Source organism: Caenimonas sedimenti (assembly GCF_007833165.1).
Classification (GTDB): domain Bacteria; phylum Pseudomonadota; class Gammaproteobacteria; order Burkholderiales; family Burkholderiaceae_C; genus Ramlibacter; species Ramlibacter sedimenti.
This window is the reverse complement of record NZ_VOBQ01000008.1, coordinates 272455-291620: the sequence shown is the minus strand read 5'-3', so window position 1 is coordinate 291620 and position 19166 is coordinate 272455. Positions and strand designations below refer to the sequence as shown.

General features: G+C 64.4%; 19 protein-coding genes. 15 read left to right on the top strand and 4 right to left on the bottom strand.

What is annotated here, in order from left to right:
• Positions 1-27 precede the first annotated feature (27 nt).
• Complete coding sequence (locus FN976_RS10990; RefSeq protein ID WP_186510830.1) at positions 28-1293, top strand: TcpQ domain-containing protein; 1266 nt, start codon at positions 28-30, stop codon at positions 1291-1293.
• A gap of 17 nt (positions 1294-1310) precedes the next feature.
• Here the strand turns inward: FN976_RS10990 and FN976_RS10985 are convergent, their stop codons facing one another.
• The gene (locus tag FN976_RS10985; protein WP_222432798.1) at positions 1311-2534 is read right to left on the bottom strand and encodes an RNA-guided endonuclease InsQ/TnpB family protein; all 1224 of its coding nucleotides are present in this window, start codon (positions 2532-2534) and stop codon (positions 1311-1313) included.
• 117 nt (positions 2535-2651) lie between these two features.
• On the opposite strand from FN976_RS10985, the gene FN976_RS10980 reads away from it, so the two are divergent.
• The 12 genes from FN976_RS10980 (at position 2652) to FN976_RS10930 (ending at position 15060) form a co-directional block, all read left to right on the top strand.
• Positions 2652-3071, top strand: a complete 420-nt coding sequence (locus FN976_RS10980; protein WP_186510829.1) for a TcpQ domain-containing protein — start codon at positions 2652-2654, stop codon at positions 3069-3071.
• A gap of 25 nt (positions 3072-3096) precedes the next feature.
• Complete coding sequence (locus FN976_RS10975) at positions 3097-4683, top strand: Type II secretory pathway component PulD-like protein (protein ID WP_186510828.1); 1587 nt, start codon at positions 3097-3099, stop codon at positions 4681-4683.
• Positions 4676-5314, top strand: a complete 639-nt coding sequence (locus tag FN976_RS10970; protein WP_145893043.1) for a hypothetical protein — start codon at positions 4676-4678, stop codon at positions 5312-5314. Before FN976_RS10975 ends, FN976_RS10970 begins: the two co-directional genes overlap by 8 nt.
• Positions 5315-5317: 3 nt before the next feature.
• Entirely contained in the window at positions 5318-6628 is a 1311-nt protein-coding gene (locus FN976_RS10965) for a type IV pilus inner membrane component PilO (protein ID WP_145893042.1), read from the top strand.
• A gap of 11 nt (positions 6629-6639) precedes the next feature.
• Positions 6640-8430, top strand: coding sequence for a GspE/PulE family protein (locus FN976_RS10960; RefSeq protein WP_145893041.1), 1791 nt, complete (start codon positions 6640-6642; stop codon positions 8428-8430).
• Between the two features lie 7 nt (positions 8431-8437).
• The gene (locus tag FN976_RS10955) at positions 8438-9520 is read left to right on the top strand and encodes a type II secretion system F family protein (protein ID WP_145893040.1); all 1083 of its coding nucleotides are present in this window, start codon (positions 8438-8440) and stop codon (positions 9518-9520) included.
• A gap of 129 nt (positions 9521-9649) precedes the next feature.
• Entirely contained in the window at positions 9650-10225 is a 576-nt protein-coding gene (locus tag FN976_RS10950) for a type IV pilin protein (RefSeq protein WP_186510845.1), read from the top strand.
• A 58-nt stretch (positions 10226-10283) separates the two neighbouring features.
• A complete protein-coding gene (locus tag FN976_RS10945) occupies positions 10284-11375 on the top strand; it encodes a hypothetical protein (protein WP_186510827.1) in 1092 nt (363 codons plus the stop codon).
• A gap of 10 nt (positions 11376-11385) precedes the next feature.
• Positions 11386-12450 (top strand): ATPase, T2SS/T4P/T4SS family, encoded by a 1065-nt coding sequence (locus FN976_RS10940; protein WP_145893037.1) that lies wholly within the window; start codon positions 11386-11388, stop codon positions 12448-12450.
• A 4-nt stretch (positions 12451-12454) separates the two neighbouring features.
• Positions 12455-13048 (top strand): hypothetical protein, encoded by a 594-nt coding sequence (locus FN976_RS10935; protein ID WP_145893036.1) that lies wholly within the window; start codon positions 12455-12457, stop codon positions 13046-13048.
• Positions 13049-13063: 15 nt separating this feature from the next.
• Positions 13064-13771, top strand: coding sequence for a type II secretion system protein (locus FN976_RS28830; RefSeq protein WP_186510826.1), 708 nt, complete (start codon positions 13064-13066; stop codon positions 13769-13771).
• Positions 13772-13782: 11 nt separating this feature from the next.
• Positions 13783-15060 (top strand): type IV pilus twitching motility protein PilT, encoded by a 1278-nt coding sequence (locus tag FN976_RS10930; protein WP_186510825.1) that lies wholly within the window; start codon positions 13783-13785, stop codon positions 15058-15060.
• Between the two features lie 18 nt (positions 15061-15078).
• On the opposite strand, the gene FN976_RS10925 is transcribed toward FN976_RS10930, so the two are convergent.
• Together FN976_RS10925 and FN976_RS10920 are read right to left on the bottom strand one after the other, a co-directional pair.
• Positions 15079-16257 (bottom strand): ATPase, T2SS/T4P/T4SS family, encoded by a 1179-nt coding sequence (locus tag FN976_RS10925; protein WP_145893034.1) that lies wholly within the window; start codon positions 16255-16257, stop codon positions 15079-15081.
• 28 nt (positions 16258-16285) lie between these two features.
• Positions 16286-17053 carry a phage integrase N-terminal domain-containing protein gene (locus FN976_RS10920; protein WP_255440333.1) on the bottom strand — a complete coding sequence of 256 codons (768 nt, stop codon included), beginning with the start codon at positions 17051-17053 and terminating at the stop codon, positions 16286-16288.
• Between the two features lie 304 nt (positions 17054-17357).
• On the opposite strand from FN976_RS10920, the gene FN976_RS28825 reads away from it, so the two are divergent.
• Together FN976_RS28825 and FN976_RS10915 are read left to right on the top strand one after the other, a co-directional pair.
• Positions 17358-17531 (top strand): hypothetical protein, encoded by a 174-nt coding sequence (locus FN976_RS28825; protein ID WP_186510823.1) that lies wholly within the window; start codon positions 17358-17360, stop codon positions 17529-17531.
• A 103-nt stretch (positions 17532-17634) separates the two neighbouring features.
• Positions 17635-18192 carry a hypothetical protein gene (locus FN976_RS10915; RefSeq protein ID WP_145893032.1) on the top strand — a complete coding sequence of 186 codons (558 nt, stop codon included), beginning with the start codon at positions 17635-17637 and terminating at the stop codon, positions 18190-18192.
• A 54-nt stretch (positions 18193-18246) separates the two neighbouring features.
• Here FN976_RS10915 and FN976_RS10910 read toward each other — a convergent pair whose 3' ends face one another.
• Positions 18247-19038: an NADAR family protein gene (locus FN976_RS10910; RefSeq protein WP_145893031.1), complete on the bottom strand. Its 792-nt coding sequence runs from the start codon at positions 19036-19038 to the stop codon at positions 18247-18249.
• Positions 19039-19166: the final 128 nt, after the last annotated feature.

Here is a 19166-nt window from a genome sequence, read left to right as displayed (position 1 = left end):
AGCGCGCAGGGCTCCGCGAGCCACGGGATGCGGCGCTTTGTCAGCTGGACGCTCGTGCTGGCATTCCTTGCCGGTGTGCCCGTGCTCGGTGCCGACTCCGCGCGAGTAGGCAGCTACGACTTCAACTATGTTGCCGAAGGGGACAGCCGAGCGCGGCCCGTACAGGTTTTCGACGACGGGCGCTCGACTTTCTTCCAGTTCCGTGCCGGAGAGCCGGTGCCCGCGATCTTCAGCCACCGCACTGGAACGCCGCAGCTGCAGATGCCTGTGCTCGAAGGACCCTACGTGCGCGTGCCGGAGCTGCACGGCCGATTCGTCCTGCAGGTCGGCCGCTCGCAATCCAGCGTGGTTCATGTTGGTGGCGGCCGCAGCGACGCGCCGCAGCTGACCGCCGTGGCAGCAGGCGGCGCCACTGCGCCCTACAACGGCGGGGCCCTTCCCGATGGCGCGCGCCTTGTCGCTTCACTGGCTCCAGTGTCGATGGGCACTGACGACGCCCTGAACCGGAACAGCTATGCAACGCCGCGCAAGGGGGACGCCGTTCACTGGGTGGATGCTGAGCCGCGGCGCGACGAAGCGGCCGTCCTGTTTGCGCGCGGCCAGGCCACGATCACCGCTGATGCGCGCAAGGCAGTTCTGGCGTTAGTCAAGGGAATCGGCCCCAGGGCGCGCGTGACAGTGATCGGACGTGACGATGACACGCTGAAGGAAGGGCTGGATCGCGCCCGCGCGGATGCACTCACGGCCGCCCTGGTCCGCGCGGGGGTCGACGCTGGGCGCATCACGGCGCGCATCGGCGTCGCCGGCGTGGCCAAGGGGCAGCTCTGGCCGTCAAACGTCGTCGTCGAGACGGACAAGCCGCTGGTCATGGCCGTGCGGACCGAACGGCCCGCGCCTGCAGGCGGCGCGGCGGCTGAGTCTCCCGCAGAGATCGTGCGACGTCTGCGCGCGGGAGAGATCAGTCCTTCGGCGGCGGTGGAAATGCTGGACCGCGCTCGCCAGGCGCCACAGGCGCCATCCGCCCCGGCGGCGCCAAGCGCGCCCATCGGCGCTTGGGCAATGAGCAAGAGCGACGAAACCATCCAGCGGATGTTGGACCGGTGGGCGAAGGCCTCGGGCTGGCGTCTTGTCTGGGAAGGCGGCCCGAATGTCCCCATCACCGGCGACGCGGTGGTGGAACGCTCGGACTTCCTGCAGGCGGCCGAAGTCGTCGTCCGTCAACTCAAGGGCGCTGGCTATCGCATTCGCGCTACGGCTCACTCGAACAACGTGCTTCAGATCACTGGGGAATAGTTGACATCCTCTCGGACCTAAAGGGCCGCGATTCCCACAACTGGAGGGCCATGCCCGGCCCCGGCAGAACGACCATGCAGACCGCCCACCTCATTCACCGCAGCTTCAACGGCTCTCGCCTCCCCTGCGGCGGCAAACTGCTCCTCGAGGATCGCCACTCCTCGGGCCAGGATGTTCCGTGCGGCATTGACGTCGCGGTCGTGCGCGACCCGGCACACGTCGCAAGTCCACTGCCTCACGTCCAAGCCCTCGACGCCTTGTGGGCCGCTGGCCGCGCCGCAGGCGCAACACATCCTGCTGGTGCCCGCTTCGGGCACCTCAACGAACCATGCGCCTGCGTCAGCGCATTTGTACCGAAGCATGGTTCTCATCGTGCTCCAGCCCGCATCCAGCACGCTCTTGGCGTGCCGGCCGCGGGCCAAAGCCTTCGCATTCACATCACCCACGCACACCACGTGATGGCTGCGCGCCATCGTCGTGGTCAGCTTGTGCAGAAAGTCCTTCCTGCGATTCCCAATCTTGGCGTGAAGCGCTTTCACGCGTTGCTTCTTACCCGAACGCTGGGCGGAGGCCAGAGCGGGTTCGATGTTGCGATAGAAGCGCTGTGCGGCAACCGTCGTGCCGTCGCTGCAGGTGGCCAACTCCTTCAGGCCCAGGTCGATGCCAATGGCATCGGCCTGGGCCGGCAAACGTGGAAGCAATTCCGGGGCCCCACGCCTCACGTCCACCGTAACGGTGACGTTCAGATACCAGCGCCCGCGCGCATCCTCGCTGAAGTTGCCCGCGCGCAGCTCATGGCCTCCCAGGCCCCAGCTGTCCCACAGGGACAGCCAGCGGCCCGCGAAGTACACCTGACCGTGGGCATGACGGATCGTGCGCACCTTGAAGGGCACCCAGCCGAGCGAGCGACGAGCGCCACCGCTCTTGCGCCAGGCCAGCCGTACCTTGGAGTGCTGCTTGCGACTTCTGGCGAACTGCTCGGCTGTCTCCTGTACCGCCTGCACGGGCAGCAGCAGCGCGGCGTCGCCGCGGGTGCTGCCCTTCAGGTAAGGCCAAAAGTCAAAGCCCGAAAGGAGCTTGCGCTCGCGTTCGAAGACGCGAATCTGCAAGTCATTGCAGTAGTTCCAGACCAAGTTCACTTCGCGCGCGAGCGAAGACAGCCACACCTTGTGCCGATCCTTCACGCGCACGCGCAGCACGCGCGTCGCGGTTGTCGGTCTCGGCGTGGCCAGCCTGTACATAAAGACAGTATACCTAAGATGGCACAGCAACGAAAGGAATGTGAGAACAGGGCTGCGCTTGCGCGCGGCGTGCCATCCCTTCCCGCCCTAGAGGGCAGGGTTTCTCGCTTTGGACTGATGAAACGCACAACCTTGATTGCGATAGCTGTGTTGTCTGCCTTCGCCACTTCAATCGCGCCAGCTCAGAGCGGCATCACTGTGACGTCGCAGCCCTACCAGGATGGCTCGCCGCTCCCTTTCGCGCCGCCGGCGCGGCCGGGCGCGAGTGCGCCGGCACCGGACTATTCGCTTAAGACCGGCCAGCCGATTCATCTGGGGTTGAAGGCCTGGGCCGACAAAGACGGCTGGATGCTCGTGTGGCAGCCCACGCTCTCCTGGAAGACGCTACGCGATGCGAGATTCGAGGCGGCGGACGCGTCCGTGGCGATCTCGGAAGTCATCGACATTCTTCGCGACGAAGGCAAGCCCGTCGCGCTGCGGATCAGCAACGGAAATAAGGTCATGGAAGTCGTGACAACGGAAGTGCGCAATGACTAAATTTCATCGGATTACCGCAGCGGCCTTGGCCGCGGCGATGGCGCTCGGCGGCTGCACCACCATGGTGGAGGCGCCCAAGCGCATCGAGCAGGCGCAACAGAAGGCGGAGTCACTGCGCGACCAGGCAGTGGCGTCGGCCACCAAGGCTTCGGTCAGCCAAACTGCGCGGCCCCGGCTTGCCGGCGAAGAAATCGTTCTGCGCGCCCAAGGCTCGCTGCCCGAAATCTTTGCGAAACAGGTGACCTTTACCACGCAGGGCGCCCAATCGCTGCCTGAAGCCTTGGATGCGATCGCCACGGTTGCCGGGGTCTCCATCCGCGGCGTCGAACAAGTGAATGAGGGGCCGCAGCAGGGCGCCTCCTCGTCCGGGCAAGGCCAGATCAGCGGCAAGGTCTCGATGGAGTTCAACGGCACGCTGCGGTCACTGCTGGACGATCTCGCCGCCCGCGCCAATGCGAGTTGGCGCTACAACCACGCGACCAAGACCGTCGAGGTCTTCCGGTTCGAAACCAAGACGTTGTCGCTCTACCTGCCGCCGGGCAACAAGAAGGTCGACGCGTCGATCTCGCTAAGCGGCGTCGGCGGAAACACCGGCGGCGGCGGCGGTGGCGGCTCGAGCGGGGCAGGGCAGGTCGCAGTGACCCAGAACCTGACGATCGATCCCTGGACCTCGGTGATGAACGGGATCCAGAGCATCCTGAACGAGAGCAGCTCGCAAACGAATCAGCAGAGCGGGAATCGGACGGGCGGAGCAGGCCAGTCAACTACGACGGCGAGCGGAAGCGCGGGCCGCGCCGCCGCGAATCCCGAACTGGGCCTCATCACGGTCACGGCCCGCCCGCATGCGATCCAACGCGTCGAGGCTTACGTTACCTCCGTCAATGCGCGCTTTGCCCGCAACGTGATGGTGGACGTGAAGATCTACAACCTCACGATGTCGCAAGACGCATCAGCCGGGTTCAGCATGGACCTGCTGTACCGCAAGATGGGCGGGTTGGGCATGGCCGTGGTGGGAGCGGCGCCCATCCAGCCTGCCGGGTTGATCCCTGGCCAACTCACGATCTCCCAAAACGGCACGAGCCGCTTCAGCGGGAGCGAGCTGCTTGTCCAGGCGCTGAGCCAGTTCGGCAATGTTTCGCTCCAGACGCAAGGCCAGGTCCTCGCGATCAACGGGCAGCCCTCGCCCATCCAGGTGGCCAATGAAGTGAGCTACCTCGCGCAGCAGGCCACGACCGTGACCGCGAATGTCGGCACCACGACGACGATGACGCCTGGTACACGGGTTGTCGGCTTCACGGGCAACTTCATCCCGACCATTCTGGGCGACAACCGCATCCTGCTGCAGTACCAGTTGCAGATCTCGGCGCTCACGGCGCTGAACCAGGTCGGCAGCGGCGCCAACATCATCCAGACTCCGCAGATCAGTTCGCAGTCGCTGCAGCAGCAGGCCTTCTTGCGTGACGGCGAGAGCATCGTGTTGTTCGGATTCGACCAGTCGCGGGACACAACCGACCGCGCGCTGTCGCTCGGTGGCGCGTCCGGGACAGCTCGGATCAACCGCGAGATGCTCGTCATCGTGATGCAAGTTGCGGGGGGCCACCGAAATGTCTAAGTGGTCCTTCCGCCTCTCCACCGTCGCACTTTCGCTCTTCCTCGGGGCACCCGTTCTCGCCCAGAAGGGCTATGACGACCGGCGCGCGGAAATGGATGCGCAGATCGATCTGCTGCGCAAGGAAAAGGAACTGAACGATGCCTTGCGCGCGGTGGCGGGCTCTGGTGCCGCCGCAATGCCCTCCGTCGTTTCCATCATGGGCATCGAAGGCAGATTCACGGCGCGCCTCATGCAACCGAGCGGCGTCGTGGGCAACTATTCTGAGGGTGACACTGTCCGCCCAGGTCTCGTCGTTGCATCCATCACACCCCGGGCCGTCGCCGTGAAGGTCGGAGAAGGCAAGCGCGCGCGGACGGTGCCCCTCGAATTCATGGCCGGCGCCGCGACCACCGGGCCGGCGGGCCCCGGGATGCCAGGACTGCCGCCCGGGGCTCCCGGTGGCGGTGGGGTGCTTCCTCCCGAGTTGTTGCCCGCGCCGCCTTCGGTGTTGCCCGCGCCGCGCGCGCCAGGGCAGAGCACCCCGGCCGCAACGCCGGCGCCCGCCCCGGCCAGCACCCCACCTGGCCTTGCGCCTGTGGCGGGGGCGCCTATTACCGCCGGCCAAGCAGCTGCCGCACCCGCCGCGCGATAGGCCATGCAAGCAGAAATCGGTCACTACAAGCTTGCAGTGGGACTCGAATGGGTCTACACGGAGTCCAAGGTTGGCATTCGCGACCAACTCAAGGAGATCAGCAAGTCGAAAGCCCGTGCGGTGGTCCTCACCAGAGAGGACACCGGCGAGACCTGGCTGGGCTGGGAGGCGGGTGGAGGCCGGCAGAGAGTCCACGCCGGCGCGACGCTCGTGGGCTTGGTCACACCGGACGCCCTGATCCAGCACAACCTGCCGGACGGTCGCGTATGGATCTGCGTGCTGCAGGACGGACACCCGGTTCCTGGCTATGGAGACCAGGTGCTGAGTGCGGAGGACGCCAAGACGGCATTTGCCGAGGCGTTCAGCATGTTCAACAGCTTGCAGCCGTACGGTGATGTCCCGGGTAGTCGCGGCTCGGTCGCCGAGCTCCTCGAGAAGGTCGACGAATCGCTCAAGTCCAAGGGTCTAAAGAAGTCGCACGTCGAATCGATGCTGCTGCGTACGCCAGGAATGGACCCACGCGTCGCAGCGATGGTCGTCATGGCGCTATGTGTTCCTGCGATCGGCTGGTTCGGCTGGAAGGAATTCCAGAAGTACGACACGGCAAGGAAGGCGGCGGCAATGGACGCCAAGCTCTCCGCTCAGAAGCGCATGACCGCCGAACAGCTCGAAGCTGAACGCCGCCGCCTGCGTGATGAGTTCGCCAAACGCGTCGCAGCCAAGAAGGCCGAAGTCGCCGGCGACTTTGTGCACGGACAGCCTGCAGCAGCCTGGGAGTCGTGGAACGCGGTTCGCACGCAGACTCCCATCTCCAAGGGCGGCTATGTGCCGGGCGGGATTGATTGCGACCTCACGCAATGCACGACGGCCTGGGCGGGGTCCGGCAGGTTCGCCCTCATTGCGGACAAGGCGGAGCTCGGCGCCGACGGAACGGATCCGGGCAAAGACGTCACGACTCGCACGGCTCTATCGATTGCGCCAGAGCGGACGCCAGCCATTGCGTGGGCAAGCGCGGCACACGTCCGTGCAGCGATTCTTGACCGCTTGACGACCGTTCAGGGCTTGGCCGTCGAGGCCGCGCAAGCCCAGGTGGAGAGCCCGCCGCCTGATCTTGGCCTTGCCCCAATCACTGTTGGATTCAAAGGCGCGGTGAAAGTACAGGTCTCCGGACCGTTCGCATTGGTGCAGGCCGGAGACCTGGTTCGGACGCTGTCCGGCTTTCCTGTGAAGTTGTCGACGGCCAAATTCGTTGGTCTTGGCAAACACGTCACCGTAGTTCTTGAGGGCACATATGTCGTGCCCGCGGCTCAGTAAAGGAGATCGACATGGACTTCTCTGGCTTCTTCACCAGCCGCCGCAGGCCGACAGAAAGCGAGGTGGACCGTGTGCGCGCGAAGACTGCCCGGCTCGCCCCCGCTCCGGCACTGCGGATCGAAGGGGGCGGCCTGCACGGCGAGTTCGCCGACACGGTTACGGGCACGGTGGATGAGGAAATCATCGACATGCGTGACCTCCCGTCCGGCAAGTTCGTGACCATGGCCGAGATGGGATTGGATTCCATGTGGCAGTCGAAGCTGGCGATCATCCAGACCAGCGAGGTTGCGTTCCTTCTCGTGACGCCAGCCGCCTATTCGCGCCCGGCCATGTTCGAGACGATGAAACGCTTGAAGGCCTCCAATCGGGCAGTAAACGTCAAGCGAATCTCCAAACAGCTACTGGAGGCGGTTGTCGAGCGACACGTGAAGGACTCACGGGCCACCGCCGGTCCCGACACCGAGGTCGAAGTTGACGCGAAGGACCTGATCCGCAGGGCGCTGGAGTTGCGCACGAGCGATGTGCACATCGAGGCCCGCTCGGAATATGCAGAGGTGAAGTTTCGCATCGCCGGGAAACTGATCGATCAACCGCAGATTTCGCAGAACGCTGCCCACAACCTATGCAGCGTGCTCTACAACAACCACGCTGACTCCGGCAGCAAAGGCGTTTCATGGACCCACGAAACAGTCCTGGACACCTCCATTGACTGGAAATTGGAGGTCCAAGGTCAGATGAAGTCCGTGCAGATCCGGTTTTCGTCGGGCCCGATTCATCCTCAGGGCAATTTTCACGCGGTCATGCGACTCCTGACCATGGAAGCCGCCGAGGTGCCGCTCAAGGACGTCGGGTACACCCCGGGGCAATACCGGGCCATCGAGCGCGGCCTGATCGGCGCTCAGGGCCTTGTGCTGCTGGTGGGTCCGACCAACAGCGGAAAGTCCACGTCGATGCAAGCCATGCTGAGTCGCACTCGGGAGCGGCGCGGCAACATCAAGACCATCACCATCGAAAAGCCGGTGGAGTACCTCATCCCTGGCGCTTGCCAGATGCCCGTGGCCGATGACCGCGACGGGATCGCGAAGAAGGGCGACGGCAGCATCTACAACGCGTTCATCAAGGGCACCCTCCGGCAGGACCCCGACGTCGTAATGGTTGGAGAAATTCGCGACCACGAAGAGGCCGCTTCGGTCAAGAACCTGGTGATCGCCGGCCGCAAGCTGTTCACGACATTGCATGTTTTCAAGGCCACCGCGGTCTTTGAGCGGTTGCGCCAGCTCGGCGTGCCAGAGGACGTGCTGTACATGGAAGGGTTCATCAGCGTTGTGATCTTCCAGCGCCTGGTGCCTAACCTGTGCGATTGCGCGCTCCCTTGGGACGAGGCGGTTGCCAACGGCTACATCGATGACGAGGACCTCATTGAGCGAGTGCATCGCATCAGCGAGCCACACCACAACGTGCGCTATCGCAACCCAGCCGGTTGCGCGCACTGTCGAGGGACGGGCACCAAGGGCCGCAGCATCTGCGCCGAAGTGCTCGTGCCTGATGAGGATTTCCTGGGGTATCTGCGAGCTGGCAACCGACTCGCCGCGCTTGCGCACTGGTTCCAGGACCAGGAATTGTCGATCGACGGCCTTGGCCCGACGGCCATCTGCCATGCCATTTCCAAGATTCGCAACGGAATTCACGACCCGCGTGACGTCGAGGAACAGGTAACCGAACTGGCAATCCCGCGCGTCCAGGCGTCGTCGCCTGCGGCCGCCAGTGAGCAGCGCCCGTTCCGCATGGGCCGGTCCAACTGAGGGAAACATGGCACAGGCTGGATCTCTGACCCTTCTCGAACGGCTTTCCATTGGAGGCGATGACCGTGTCGACTTCTACAAGGCCATGGCGAAGTCAGCAGACGATGGGCTGCCGCAGGTCGAAGTGTTGAAGCGGATCGTGGTGGAGCATCGCAAGACCAAGCATGTGCTTACGCCAGTAATCGCGGAACTCCTTCGGCGCCTGGGTGGAGGTCCGCGCCCAGGCGCGCCCGACTACCGCACCTTCGGCACGGAGCTGGAAGGTCTTGTTCCGCCCTCCGAGGCGCTCTTGGTGCAGGCCGGGGAGAGCAGTGGCCAGCTCGCCGAAGGATTTCGGAACGCCGCGGGCTTCGTGGAAAGCAACGGGAAGCTGCTGAAGGTGGTGATGGCGGAGCTGTCCAAACCCCTGCTCTACCTCTCCGCGCTGATCGTCCTTCTCATCTACTTCTCGGTCAAAGTTCTGCCTAAATTCGAGGCGAGCCGACCGCGGGTGAACTGGCCAAGCCATGCACAGATGTTGGGGACGGTCGCGGACAACATCGGGCTTATTGCGTTCGCCACAGCTGCCTTCGTTGCGGGCATTGCGGCTGCGCTCGCATGGGCGACCCCAAATTGGATCGGCGACCGCAGAGAGTTCTGCGACCGCAGAGTATTTCCTTTCACGCTCATCGCATCGATTCAAGGTGCGTCGCTGCTCGTGGCGCTTTCGGGCTACATCGGAGCTGGCATCCCCTTCGCGGACGCCATCAAGAATATCTCCTCCGGCGGTTCGAGGTACATGCGATTCCAGTGCAACCGCGTGACAGTGGCGCTCAAGCACGGGAAGACGCCTTCCGAGGCCTTGACGCTGCTGTCAATCATCCAGGCGCGGTACCACTGGATCTTCAGTGTGTATGGCCTCTCGCGGGACGCGAAGCTGGCCTACAAGACGATCGCCGAACAGATGGTTGAGCGCACGCAAGCCTTCATCAAGGTCGTGTTCGGACGCTATGTCAACAACGTGATGCTGATCGTCCTCGGCGCGGCGATCGGTTGGATTTATCTCAGCGTTCTGGGTATCGCGGCTCCCGCCAACGTGCCTGGCGCCTGAATTCGAAAAGAGAGGAGGCATGCAGCACATGCGAAGTCCCACACGCGGCTGATGCCTCAGATGAGGCGTCCCAACACCAAGTTTTCTCAACGGCTTTTCTTCAACGGGTTTTCTTTCAAGGAGCATTTCATGCAAAACGTTTCCCTCAAGGGCAAGAAGCTGCAGCGCGGCCTGACGCTGATCGAAATGATGATCGGCTTGGCGATCGTCGGGCTGATCCTGAGCGCGGTCCTCTACTACCAGACCCGCGCCGAGTACATGCAGAAGTCCAACCAGCAGGCGACCGACCTGGCGCAGATCGCGTCCAAGGTCAAGGCCTACTACGGTCCGACCAACAGCTACACCGCGCTGAGCGCGTCGGCCATCAACAACATGGCGCTGATCAACGCGCCGATGAAGTTCGACGGCACGAACGTGGTGGATGCCTTCGGCAACTCGATGAGCATCAACGGGACGACGCGCACGTTCGCGATCACCGTGGGCGGCGCAACGTCGCCTCTCGACAAGGAAGTGTGCGTGTCCATCGCGAGCAAGCTGGCGTCCAACGCGCTGGTGATCAACGTGGGCAACGCCGCGGCGGCCGCCACGGGCGCGGTGTCGGGCGGCAGTGTTTACAAGGCCAGCGCAAGCGCCACGCCCAACACGACCAACCTGACGACCGGCTGCGCTGAGTCGGCGCCGGTGATCGCTGCGCAGTTCAACTGACGCCTTCGACGAGCGGGGGCGCTTTCGCCCCCGCTCCTTTGCTTTTGTGAGAGGTCCTATGCGAGTCTTCCGTACCCCCCTGGTCGTTCTGGCCCTTGCCGCGACCCTTTGCGCTGGCGTAGCCACCGCAGCCGGCGTCGTGGTCACGCCGGGCACAAATGCTGGATACATGTATTTCCCGTCGGGAATCACTGGCAGCGGCTCAGGAAGCGGGTCAGGCCCGAGTGAAACGCTCGCGATGTGCCGGGTCACGCCGACGTCACAGACGCGGACGCTCGTGATGAGCACACGGAATTGGAACGGGTACACGAAGCCGATCAACGTCTACTACAAGATGACCGGTGGAGGAGCGAGCTTCGCGGCACTGTCAGGCAGTTCGACCTTCTTTGGGCAATTCGCGGCAGCTGGAGGCTCCTCGGCAATTCTGAAGAACGGCGGCCTGGTTGCTTTCGGCCCAGGACAGACGCCTGGAGCTGCGTCACGGACGGTCAGAAGTGGAACATTCACGGTCAGCAGCGGTGACACGCTGCTGTTCATTCTTGGTGGTGGTGGCGGAGGTGGCCTCGTCTCATACCGCTATACCGGCTCACCGGGCTACGAGTATTTCGGGATTTCCGGTGGCGGCGGTGCTGGGTACTACGGGGGCGGCGGCGGCGCTTTCGAGTATTCAAATGGCGTAGGGATCAGCGCAGGAGTATCGACCGCCACTGGCGGCACCGGCACTGCCGGCGGTACTTCGGCCGCGGGCGGTCTCAACGGGTCGCTTTACAACGGCGGCCGAGAAACCTACTCGGGCTACGGCGCGTACGGCGGTTCCGGGACCGCCCAAGGTGCCTATACCACCATTGGTCATTGGACTGGCTATGGCTGGCAGGCCTACCAGATGGGAGGTGGTGGCGGCCAGGGCAGAACCGGCAATCCTTCCGGCGTTTGGGGATGCCCTGCTGACCCAGCCGCAGCGACGATGCCTCCCACTGCGACCGACTTTGAATTGAGCCCTGGAGCAGGCAAACACGGCTACATCTACAACGCGGTGAATCCGCTTGATGGCGTGTCTTACAACTGCAATGCAGGCGGCGGCTATGGCGAGATCGTGCTGCAGTACCAGGCTCCGACCTGCGACCTGATCCCCCAATACAACCAGGACTAAGGCCGGCAGCATGACCACTGGGGACTTCAGCGCCTCCGAGGCGAGAAATGATGCGGCCTGCAACCCGCGGGACTTCACGGATCTCCACATCCGCTGGAGTTCCAAGGAAGGTTCGCCATCGGTCGACACTGCGGATTGCCTGGTCTTCCCGCGAGCGAAGGCTGGAGAAAGGCCCAAGCCGCGCCGCGCGCCGCAGGAGAGCTTCACACTCCTGCACGAGCTGGCAGCTTCTTGCCACTCGGTGGCGAGCTCGTCCAAGGACTTTCTCATCCACCACTCCGCGTCGCAAACGTTTTTCCGTGGCCGGCTCGACGAGCGCGCCGTGGATGGAAAGTGGTACCGCCTGCGGGTGATCAGCGACGAGCCGCCCAAGCTTGAAAAGCTCGCTTTCCCCATGCCTGGCGTCTACGTCGACCAGCTCTTGGATGCTTCGTATTCGAAGGGTGGGCTGATCGTGATCCTCGGCCAGGCGGGCTCGGGCAAGACGCACACGGCCTCGGCCACCGTCGTCAGCCGCCTTCACAAATTCGGGGGGATGGCATTCACTGTCGAAGACCCGCCTGAACTTCCGCTGAATGGATGGCATGGGGAGGGGTACTGCACTCAGGCATCGGTGGCCGGTGACGACGGGCGCGACTGGGTCGAGTCCATGCGCGGTGCCCTTCGCAGCCAGCCTGTGGGTACGGACCTCATGATGTACTTGGGCGAATTGCGCGATGCGGCGGCGGCGCAGATGGCCCTGCGGGCGGCAACGAACGGTTTCCTGGTCATCTGTACCTCGTTCGCTTCGGACATCATCTCTGGGCTGGAGGCGGTCCTCAACCTGGCTGGGCGGGAGCATGCCCATACCTTGGCACACGTTCTGCGTGTCGCGATCTATCAGTCGCTCGTACAGACCGAAGAGCGACTGCTGGTGGACAGTCTCACCAGCGAGGGTCCCGCGTCCAAAGTCGGGGTGATCATCCGATCGGGCGATCTGCGTCCCCTGGAAGACGAGAGCCGCTACCAAAAGAACCAGATCAGGATCGAGTTCATGCGGCGCAACGCACGTCAACCGGCTGCGGCCTCGGCGTGACCATATGTACCTGCTCGCGATCCTCGCCGTCATCGCAGGTGTTCTGCTGGCCGCGAACGACCTATGGCCGGCTGGCTCGGTCGCCGGCGCCAGGGTTGCCGCGCCGCAGGTGACGGCGGCGATTCAGGTAGAGAAGTTCCGGACATTCGTCTACGCCTCGCATCAGTACATGAAGTCGACGCCACCGGCAGTGACGACCGAGACGTCCGTGCCTTGGTCGACCATCAAGTCCCTCCCGAGCCTGCCGGAGGCGGTCCGCGCGACTGAGATGCCCGATGGCTGGAGGATCGTGCGTTCCGCCGACAACAGCTGGGTGGCTTGCACAGAAATGTCCGAGGAGTCGATCAATTCAGTCCAGCAGCGCGTTGCCCGACCCGGCCTCGTTTCCTCCGGCGGCTACTCGCTTCAGTCGATGAATGGCGTGATGCAGAAGGTCCCGATAAGCGTGACGCCGCCTTTCGATGTCGTCCCGGTCTCTGTTGCCGGTGGAACGGCCACGGTGGCATCAATTGGAAGCACACCACGAACCGTGAACTACACGGTTCTCGGAAGCACTGCCGAGGCGCCTGCCGCTGCCTTGAAGTGCACTACCCCTTGATTCGGAGCAGAGAGCATGAGAAAAGCCCAGCGGAGATTGCAACGCGGAGCATTGCTGGTGGAATTGGTGATCGGTGCGGCCGTGCTAGGCCTTGTCATCGCCTACGTTCTCGACATGCAGCGGCAGAACGACGTGCAGCTGAAGGCAAAGTCAGATGCCGAAGCGCAGTCGATGTTCATCCAGGTCGCTTCCCAGTATTTCTTGAACAACCGCACTGCGTACGACGCTGCGATGGACACGGGGGTCAGCGCGAACCAGTACTGCATGTTGGGTGTCAACGCCGATGGGACTGGCGGAACCCAAGCCAACAGTACGACGCTGCACACCTGCGCCTTCGATGCCACGCTGCTGGTTGCGAAGGGCCTTTGGCCCGAAGGGCTGAGCACCGAGACAAAGGATGGAAGATTCACCGTCATTCTGCGCCGCATCTACGACGCGACGCCGGCGGCAACCGGCGGTCATGAGGCCTTCTTCGTGCTGGCATCACCTTCCGGTGCTCTCACATCGGCCTCGATGAACCGAGACACTTCCACGGCGCTTGCCGCGGGGAAGGCAAGCCTCGGAACTGTGGGTGGCTATGTTCCCGTTGGAAACATGGGCGGATGCAGCGCCGTTCGCTCCACTTCGACCTACCAGGCCTGCGGCGAGGGGTGGCAGGTCAATCTCTCCAACTTCATCAGCCCGACCGAACTGACCACGTTCGGCAATGCCCTTCCAAACTAACGAGCTTCTGTATGCACGGCACACACGACAAAGACACTCAGCTGGCAGGGCAGTTGATCCACCTCCTGCAGCAGGGCGGTGAATTCAGCGACGTCCATGTGGAGACAGGCCGGCCCATTCGGGTTCGGCGTGGACGCTTCATGTGGGAAACGGCGATCGGCCCCGATGGTGGCGAGATGGTCTCCTCAAACGCCTCGATCCGGGCATTCATGAACATGGTGTATGCCCGCGAAGGCAGCAAGATCGCCCCGTGGGAAGACGAGCTGCATCGCGTGGGCTCGCTCAATCCTGCCACCCTGCTGAATAGCGTGGGTGCCGGCGAGAGGGTGAGCTCCTACCGTGTTCGCTGCAGTTTGCAAAAGCAGGGCATGGGGGAAGACTTCGGTCTGGTGGTTCGAAGCCTGAAGGACGTCCCGGAGTCGATTGAGAAGCTGGGTCTGCCGGTGCAGCTGCGCAGGCTCTACGCGCCCACAAACGGGCTACTGGTTGTGACGGGCCCGACTGGCTCAGGAAAGAGCACGACGCTCGCCGCCATCATCAATGAGATCAATGAATCGCAGTGCGCGAACATCGTCACCATCGAGGATCCGGTCGAATACGTGCACGAACGGAAGAAGTCGGCAATCAACCAGCGCGAGGTTGGCGTCGACACGCCTTCGTATGCGGACGGCGTCAAGGACCTGCTGCGCTTTGTACCCGACGTCACGCTGATCGGTGAGATTCGTGATCCCGAGACGTTCCTTGCGGCGCTTCGGATCGGCGAGTCGGGACACCTGGTGATCACCAGCATGCACGCGCCCACGACGACGGCCGCGCTGAAGAAGATGGCGGCGTACGTTCAGAATTCGCCTGCGGATGCTCAGGCTCTGGCAGGGTGCCTGGTGGGCGTCCTTGCCCAGGCTCTCGTTGTGGGGCGAGAGAAGACCAGCCACCTGGCGTACGAGCTGCTTCCGATGGCCCCAGAAGTTCACGCAGCGATGGCTGCGATCATGACCGATTCCGGCAAGGGTGCGATGGACAACCTTGAGCAGTCCCTGCGCAATGGCAATGTCCAGGGCGCGATTCCAATGGTCGAGATCGTGCAGCAGCTGGTTCAGCAGGGCAAGATTGAAGCAGTTCGCGGCGCGGCCGTGCTTGCCGCGGTGCAGGATCGCGAGGCCGTGCTTTCCAAGGGGAGGGCGCCGGCGCCGGAAGGGCGGGGCGTGAACGGCGGCGGATCGGGGGGCCTCTTCCCAGCTTCCGTGGGAACGACGGCGCGCGCACGCGCCGCCGCGATGCCCCTGCGCTAGTCCGGGCACCGCGAGAGGTTATCGCAGAGCGCTCGCTCTGCCGCGCTGCAAACCGTCCGCCCTGCCGGCAGCTTCGGGCGCTACGACTCGACCGCCGACCAGGCGCTGGATCTGCGCGCTCATGGGATAGAAGCTCTCGGAGTCGGTCGGGCTCGACATGATGTTCTTCAAAGCCTTGACGTCTCCAGTGCGCAGCGCCAGGCACACCTCGTCGGTCCCCATCAATGCTTCGTGCACCAGCGCATACTTCGAACCGTCCAGGTAGGGTACGAGCTCGAGGCGAAGGATCGCGAGCAGCGAACCCGCGAGCATCGTCCGCTTCGCTTCGCCACCGCCCAGCGAGAGGAGCTTGTCCAGCGTGCCCTGGATCGACATCCCGTGCATGGTGGCGATCATCAGGGCGCCCGACTGGCCACCCAGAATGGCAGCCGCGCCGGCGTCCTCGTCGCGCACCTCGCCTGCGAGGATCACATCCGGGGATTGGCGCAGCGCTTCGTACAGGCCGTCGCCGAAGGAGTTCACGTCTTCGCCGACCTCGCGCTGCGTCACGATGCTCCGGGCCGAGTCCAGCGGTCGCTCGATCGGATCCTCGATGGTCACGATGTGTCCCGACTGGCACTCCTTAAGTTCCTCCAGGATCGAGTAGGCGGTCGTCGTCTTGCCTGCGCCGGTGGGTCCAGTGAGGATGAGCAGTCCCTTGGGCGCGCTTCGAAGCCGATGGACCAGTGCCTTCGGGAGGGCCAGCGTATCCAAGGCCGGCGGCGTCAGGACGGGGCGGGCGATGAGCGCCAGGCGGCCCCGTCCCTGCAGATACAGGGACAAGCGAAGGTGCGGGACCGGATCGCCCGGCTTGTCAGGGCTCAACTCCATGGTCCGGTAAACGGGAAGCCGCTTCGACAGGCTGGGGGCGTAGTTGGCCTTCCAGTGGTCGTTGGCGCTCTCGTTCGGCGAGAGCCGGTCGACGAAGTGCGCCATGAAGTAGCGGATCTCGTCCGCGCCGATGGGAAGGTCGGCATTGGGCACGTGTAGCTCGGAGAGGGGCACGACACCGCGAGCCGACTTCGCGCGGATGGGCTCGCCTTCCTTGATCAGGATGTCAGTGATGCTCGGCGCGAACGTGCGGCATGCCCAGAGCACCCCCGCCAAGCCTGAGCGCTTGTTCTTGGGCAGATTGATCTCGGCGACGGATGCAGTCATAGGTTTCTCCAGTGGAATGAAGGTGATGTCAGGAAGACCCTTGCGCGCGGCGGCGCAGGTAAGAGAGGTGGTTCTCGTGCTTGCGAACACCCCTGGCGATGTCGAGCCCGGTCCAGAGCAATTGCGCGCGCTCGCTGTCCACCAGAAAGGACGCAACCTGGGCTGCCAGTTGCCGGCTCGCTTCTGGGGCGGCTGCGATGGCCTCAAGCACTTGTCGTCGGCCGGACGAAGGCGCAATTCCGTTTCCGACCTCGCGGAAGAATGCGAAAGGCAGCTCAAGCGCCTGGCGGATCGACGTCCGATACGAAGCACGAACCTGCTCGACGAGGTAGTAGGTCGGGTCGTCGTCCGTCGCGGCCAGTGAGAGAACGTCGACTGCTGCGGCTTTGCCCCGGCGTGGGGTGCCGCCTCGTGCGTCCTTAGCGCCCAGGGCTTCGGCTGGCCATACGGCGTCCAGCGAGACGTTTGAGTACTCGACGCCGGCGTCGCGCAGTATCGTGCGAAGGCGCGACCAGTCGCTCCGAATCGTGGACTCGGCGCGGCCGTCGCGCACCCAATGCAACACCAACTGCTTCGCGTCGGCCAGCTGCAGCTGTTTGACGGACTGGAGGCTCACGCCCGCAGCCGCCAACTCCCCGAAGATCTTGCGCAGGCGACGCAAGCGCGCGGAGCGCTCCTGGCGTGCCGGGCCATGTGAGGCTTCGACGAGGCGGCGCAGGTCGGCGTCGAGTTCGGTGGGCAGACCTGGTGCCCGGCGCCTGGATGAGCCCGCGGGCCGAGCACGCACCGGGCCCATGTTGGGCGGGTTCACCACGTGGGAGACGATTGACAGGGGTTGGTGGGTTGGCGCAGGCACGCTTTTGTCCGCTGACTTCCAACGATTACAAGGTCGGTGAGGGGGCGCACCGCCCTGCGCAACGGCACGAATCCGTGTCAAAGGACGGGACACGCGCTCGCAGACGATTGACCGGCTGCGTGGGCCCGGGTCCAATGCGGTGGTCTTGGCCTTCGCCAATTCGGCTGCATCTCGCAGCCAACCACCAGACCCGTTTCGGGCCCACAGCGGCCCGGGGCCAGTCGGGCTCGGGAGGAGTTTCCCCATGAGCCTTGCCATCGGAATCATCGGCGTCGTGTTGCTGTTGCTCGGACTTGCCTCGCGCAAGCCCCGTGGCGGCCGCACGTGCGACCACGACGCGCGCGTCTCGCGCCCGGCGTGGTCAGTGGAAGATCAGGAACTGATCGACCCGGATGAACCGGACGCCTTGTCCGAATAGCTTGGTGGCCCGCGAAAGCGGCCGGCCTGGCGCACTTTCTTCAACCCAATGGGGGCACTATGTCCCCGGCAGGGGCGGTGCTCTCTTCAATCGGAGCATCACCATGAGAAAGCTGTTTTCCACCTACCGCTCGCTGTCGCTGCATGGCCGCGTGCTGCTCGCGGTCTACGCGCTTGCCGTCCTCGTGCTGGCGTTCGTGGTGCCGCGCGGCGCGCACGCCCAAAGCGGCAACGTGTATGCGCAACCGCAGGCGCAGTTCGCCGCGCCCACAGCGGCAGGCGTCGTGCTGCAGGTCGCGATCCGCGAGGTCGAGCCGAGCTACCGTGATCGCGCCGCCGGTGCTGCCCTTGGGTCGACCCTGGGGCTCGCGGCGGGCGCGGCTTCCAACTCGCGGCACCGCTACGCGGTCGCGGCAGCAGTGACCATCGTGGGCGGCGTGCTCGGCGAGCGCACCGCGCATGTCGTGGCCCGCAACCAGGCGCAGGAGATCATCGTGCAGCTCGCACCCGTCGGGTACCAGCAGCCGCGGATCGTCACCATCGTGCAGCCGGCACCGTTCGACATGGTGTTTCCCGGCGAGATGGTCTACGTCACGACCACAGGAGCGGCGACCCGCGTGATTCGTCAGGTTCAGCACCTGCCGGCGCCGGGAACCCTCTGATCGGTCCAACTTGGATGGCCCGGCGCAGCACCTGCTGCCCGGGCCGTTCGTCTTTCAGGCGAGCGTGAGCTGCCCGGGTGAGCCGGCGCCGCCGGCAGCGTCGTACAGCTCCAGCGTCAGCTTGCGCTTGAGCTCCTTGCCGTGTTGGATCACGTGATCGAAGCGCTTGTCCCGGCGCTGCTCGAACACGATGACGTGGTCGGCCGCTTCCACCACCTGTCGTGCCAGGGGACGGCTCGCTCGCGCATCGGCCTGGCCGACGTACTGCACCGGGACGTAGTGGGACAGGGCCCAGTCATGCAACGTCCACGGGGTTCGCCGGTGGCTGGTGGTGATGAGCGTCCAGCTGGGCATCGGCGCGACCAACTTGGCCATGCGCGTTCCGACAACGTCATTTGGCGCTGCCTCTGCCCCGAACACGGCGATGCGAGGCGCAGTACGCCACTGATCGAACCGGCCAAGGCACGCATCCACGAACCGTTCCGGGACCTTCTTCAGGTGGCCGCTCAGGGCACCTTTCAGGCCGTCAAGCGGCACCTTCTGCAGCTCGAGCTCGGGGCGCTGCAGCGTCAGCATCGCCAGCCCGGCGATCAGGACGGAGTGCCGCGTCATCTGCCAGTCCGACCGCCACTCCGGTTCGCGCAGCCGCGCGTACTTGCGCGCCTCGGCAACGGTCGGGCAGAAGGCCACGGCGTCGCGGTGGGCGGGGGCATGCGGCATGAACTTGGCCGCCTCGTACCAGTGCGCCAGTGAGAGGTAGACGTGTCGGCGCCGGGGGCCGTCCTTCGCCTGCGGCACCCATGGGCCCAGAAAGGACGTGGCGAAGATCTCCTGCGGGTCGACCATGCGCCAATATAGGAGCCACCGAGGGCATGCGGAGCGCACTCAACGGACGCTGACACGGCCGTTGTGCAAGCCGCATGGTCGCGATCCTTGGACAGCATGCCTGACCACTCCTAGAATTGTTCGCAGCC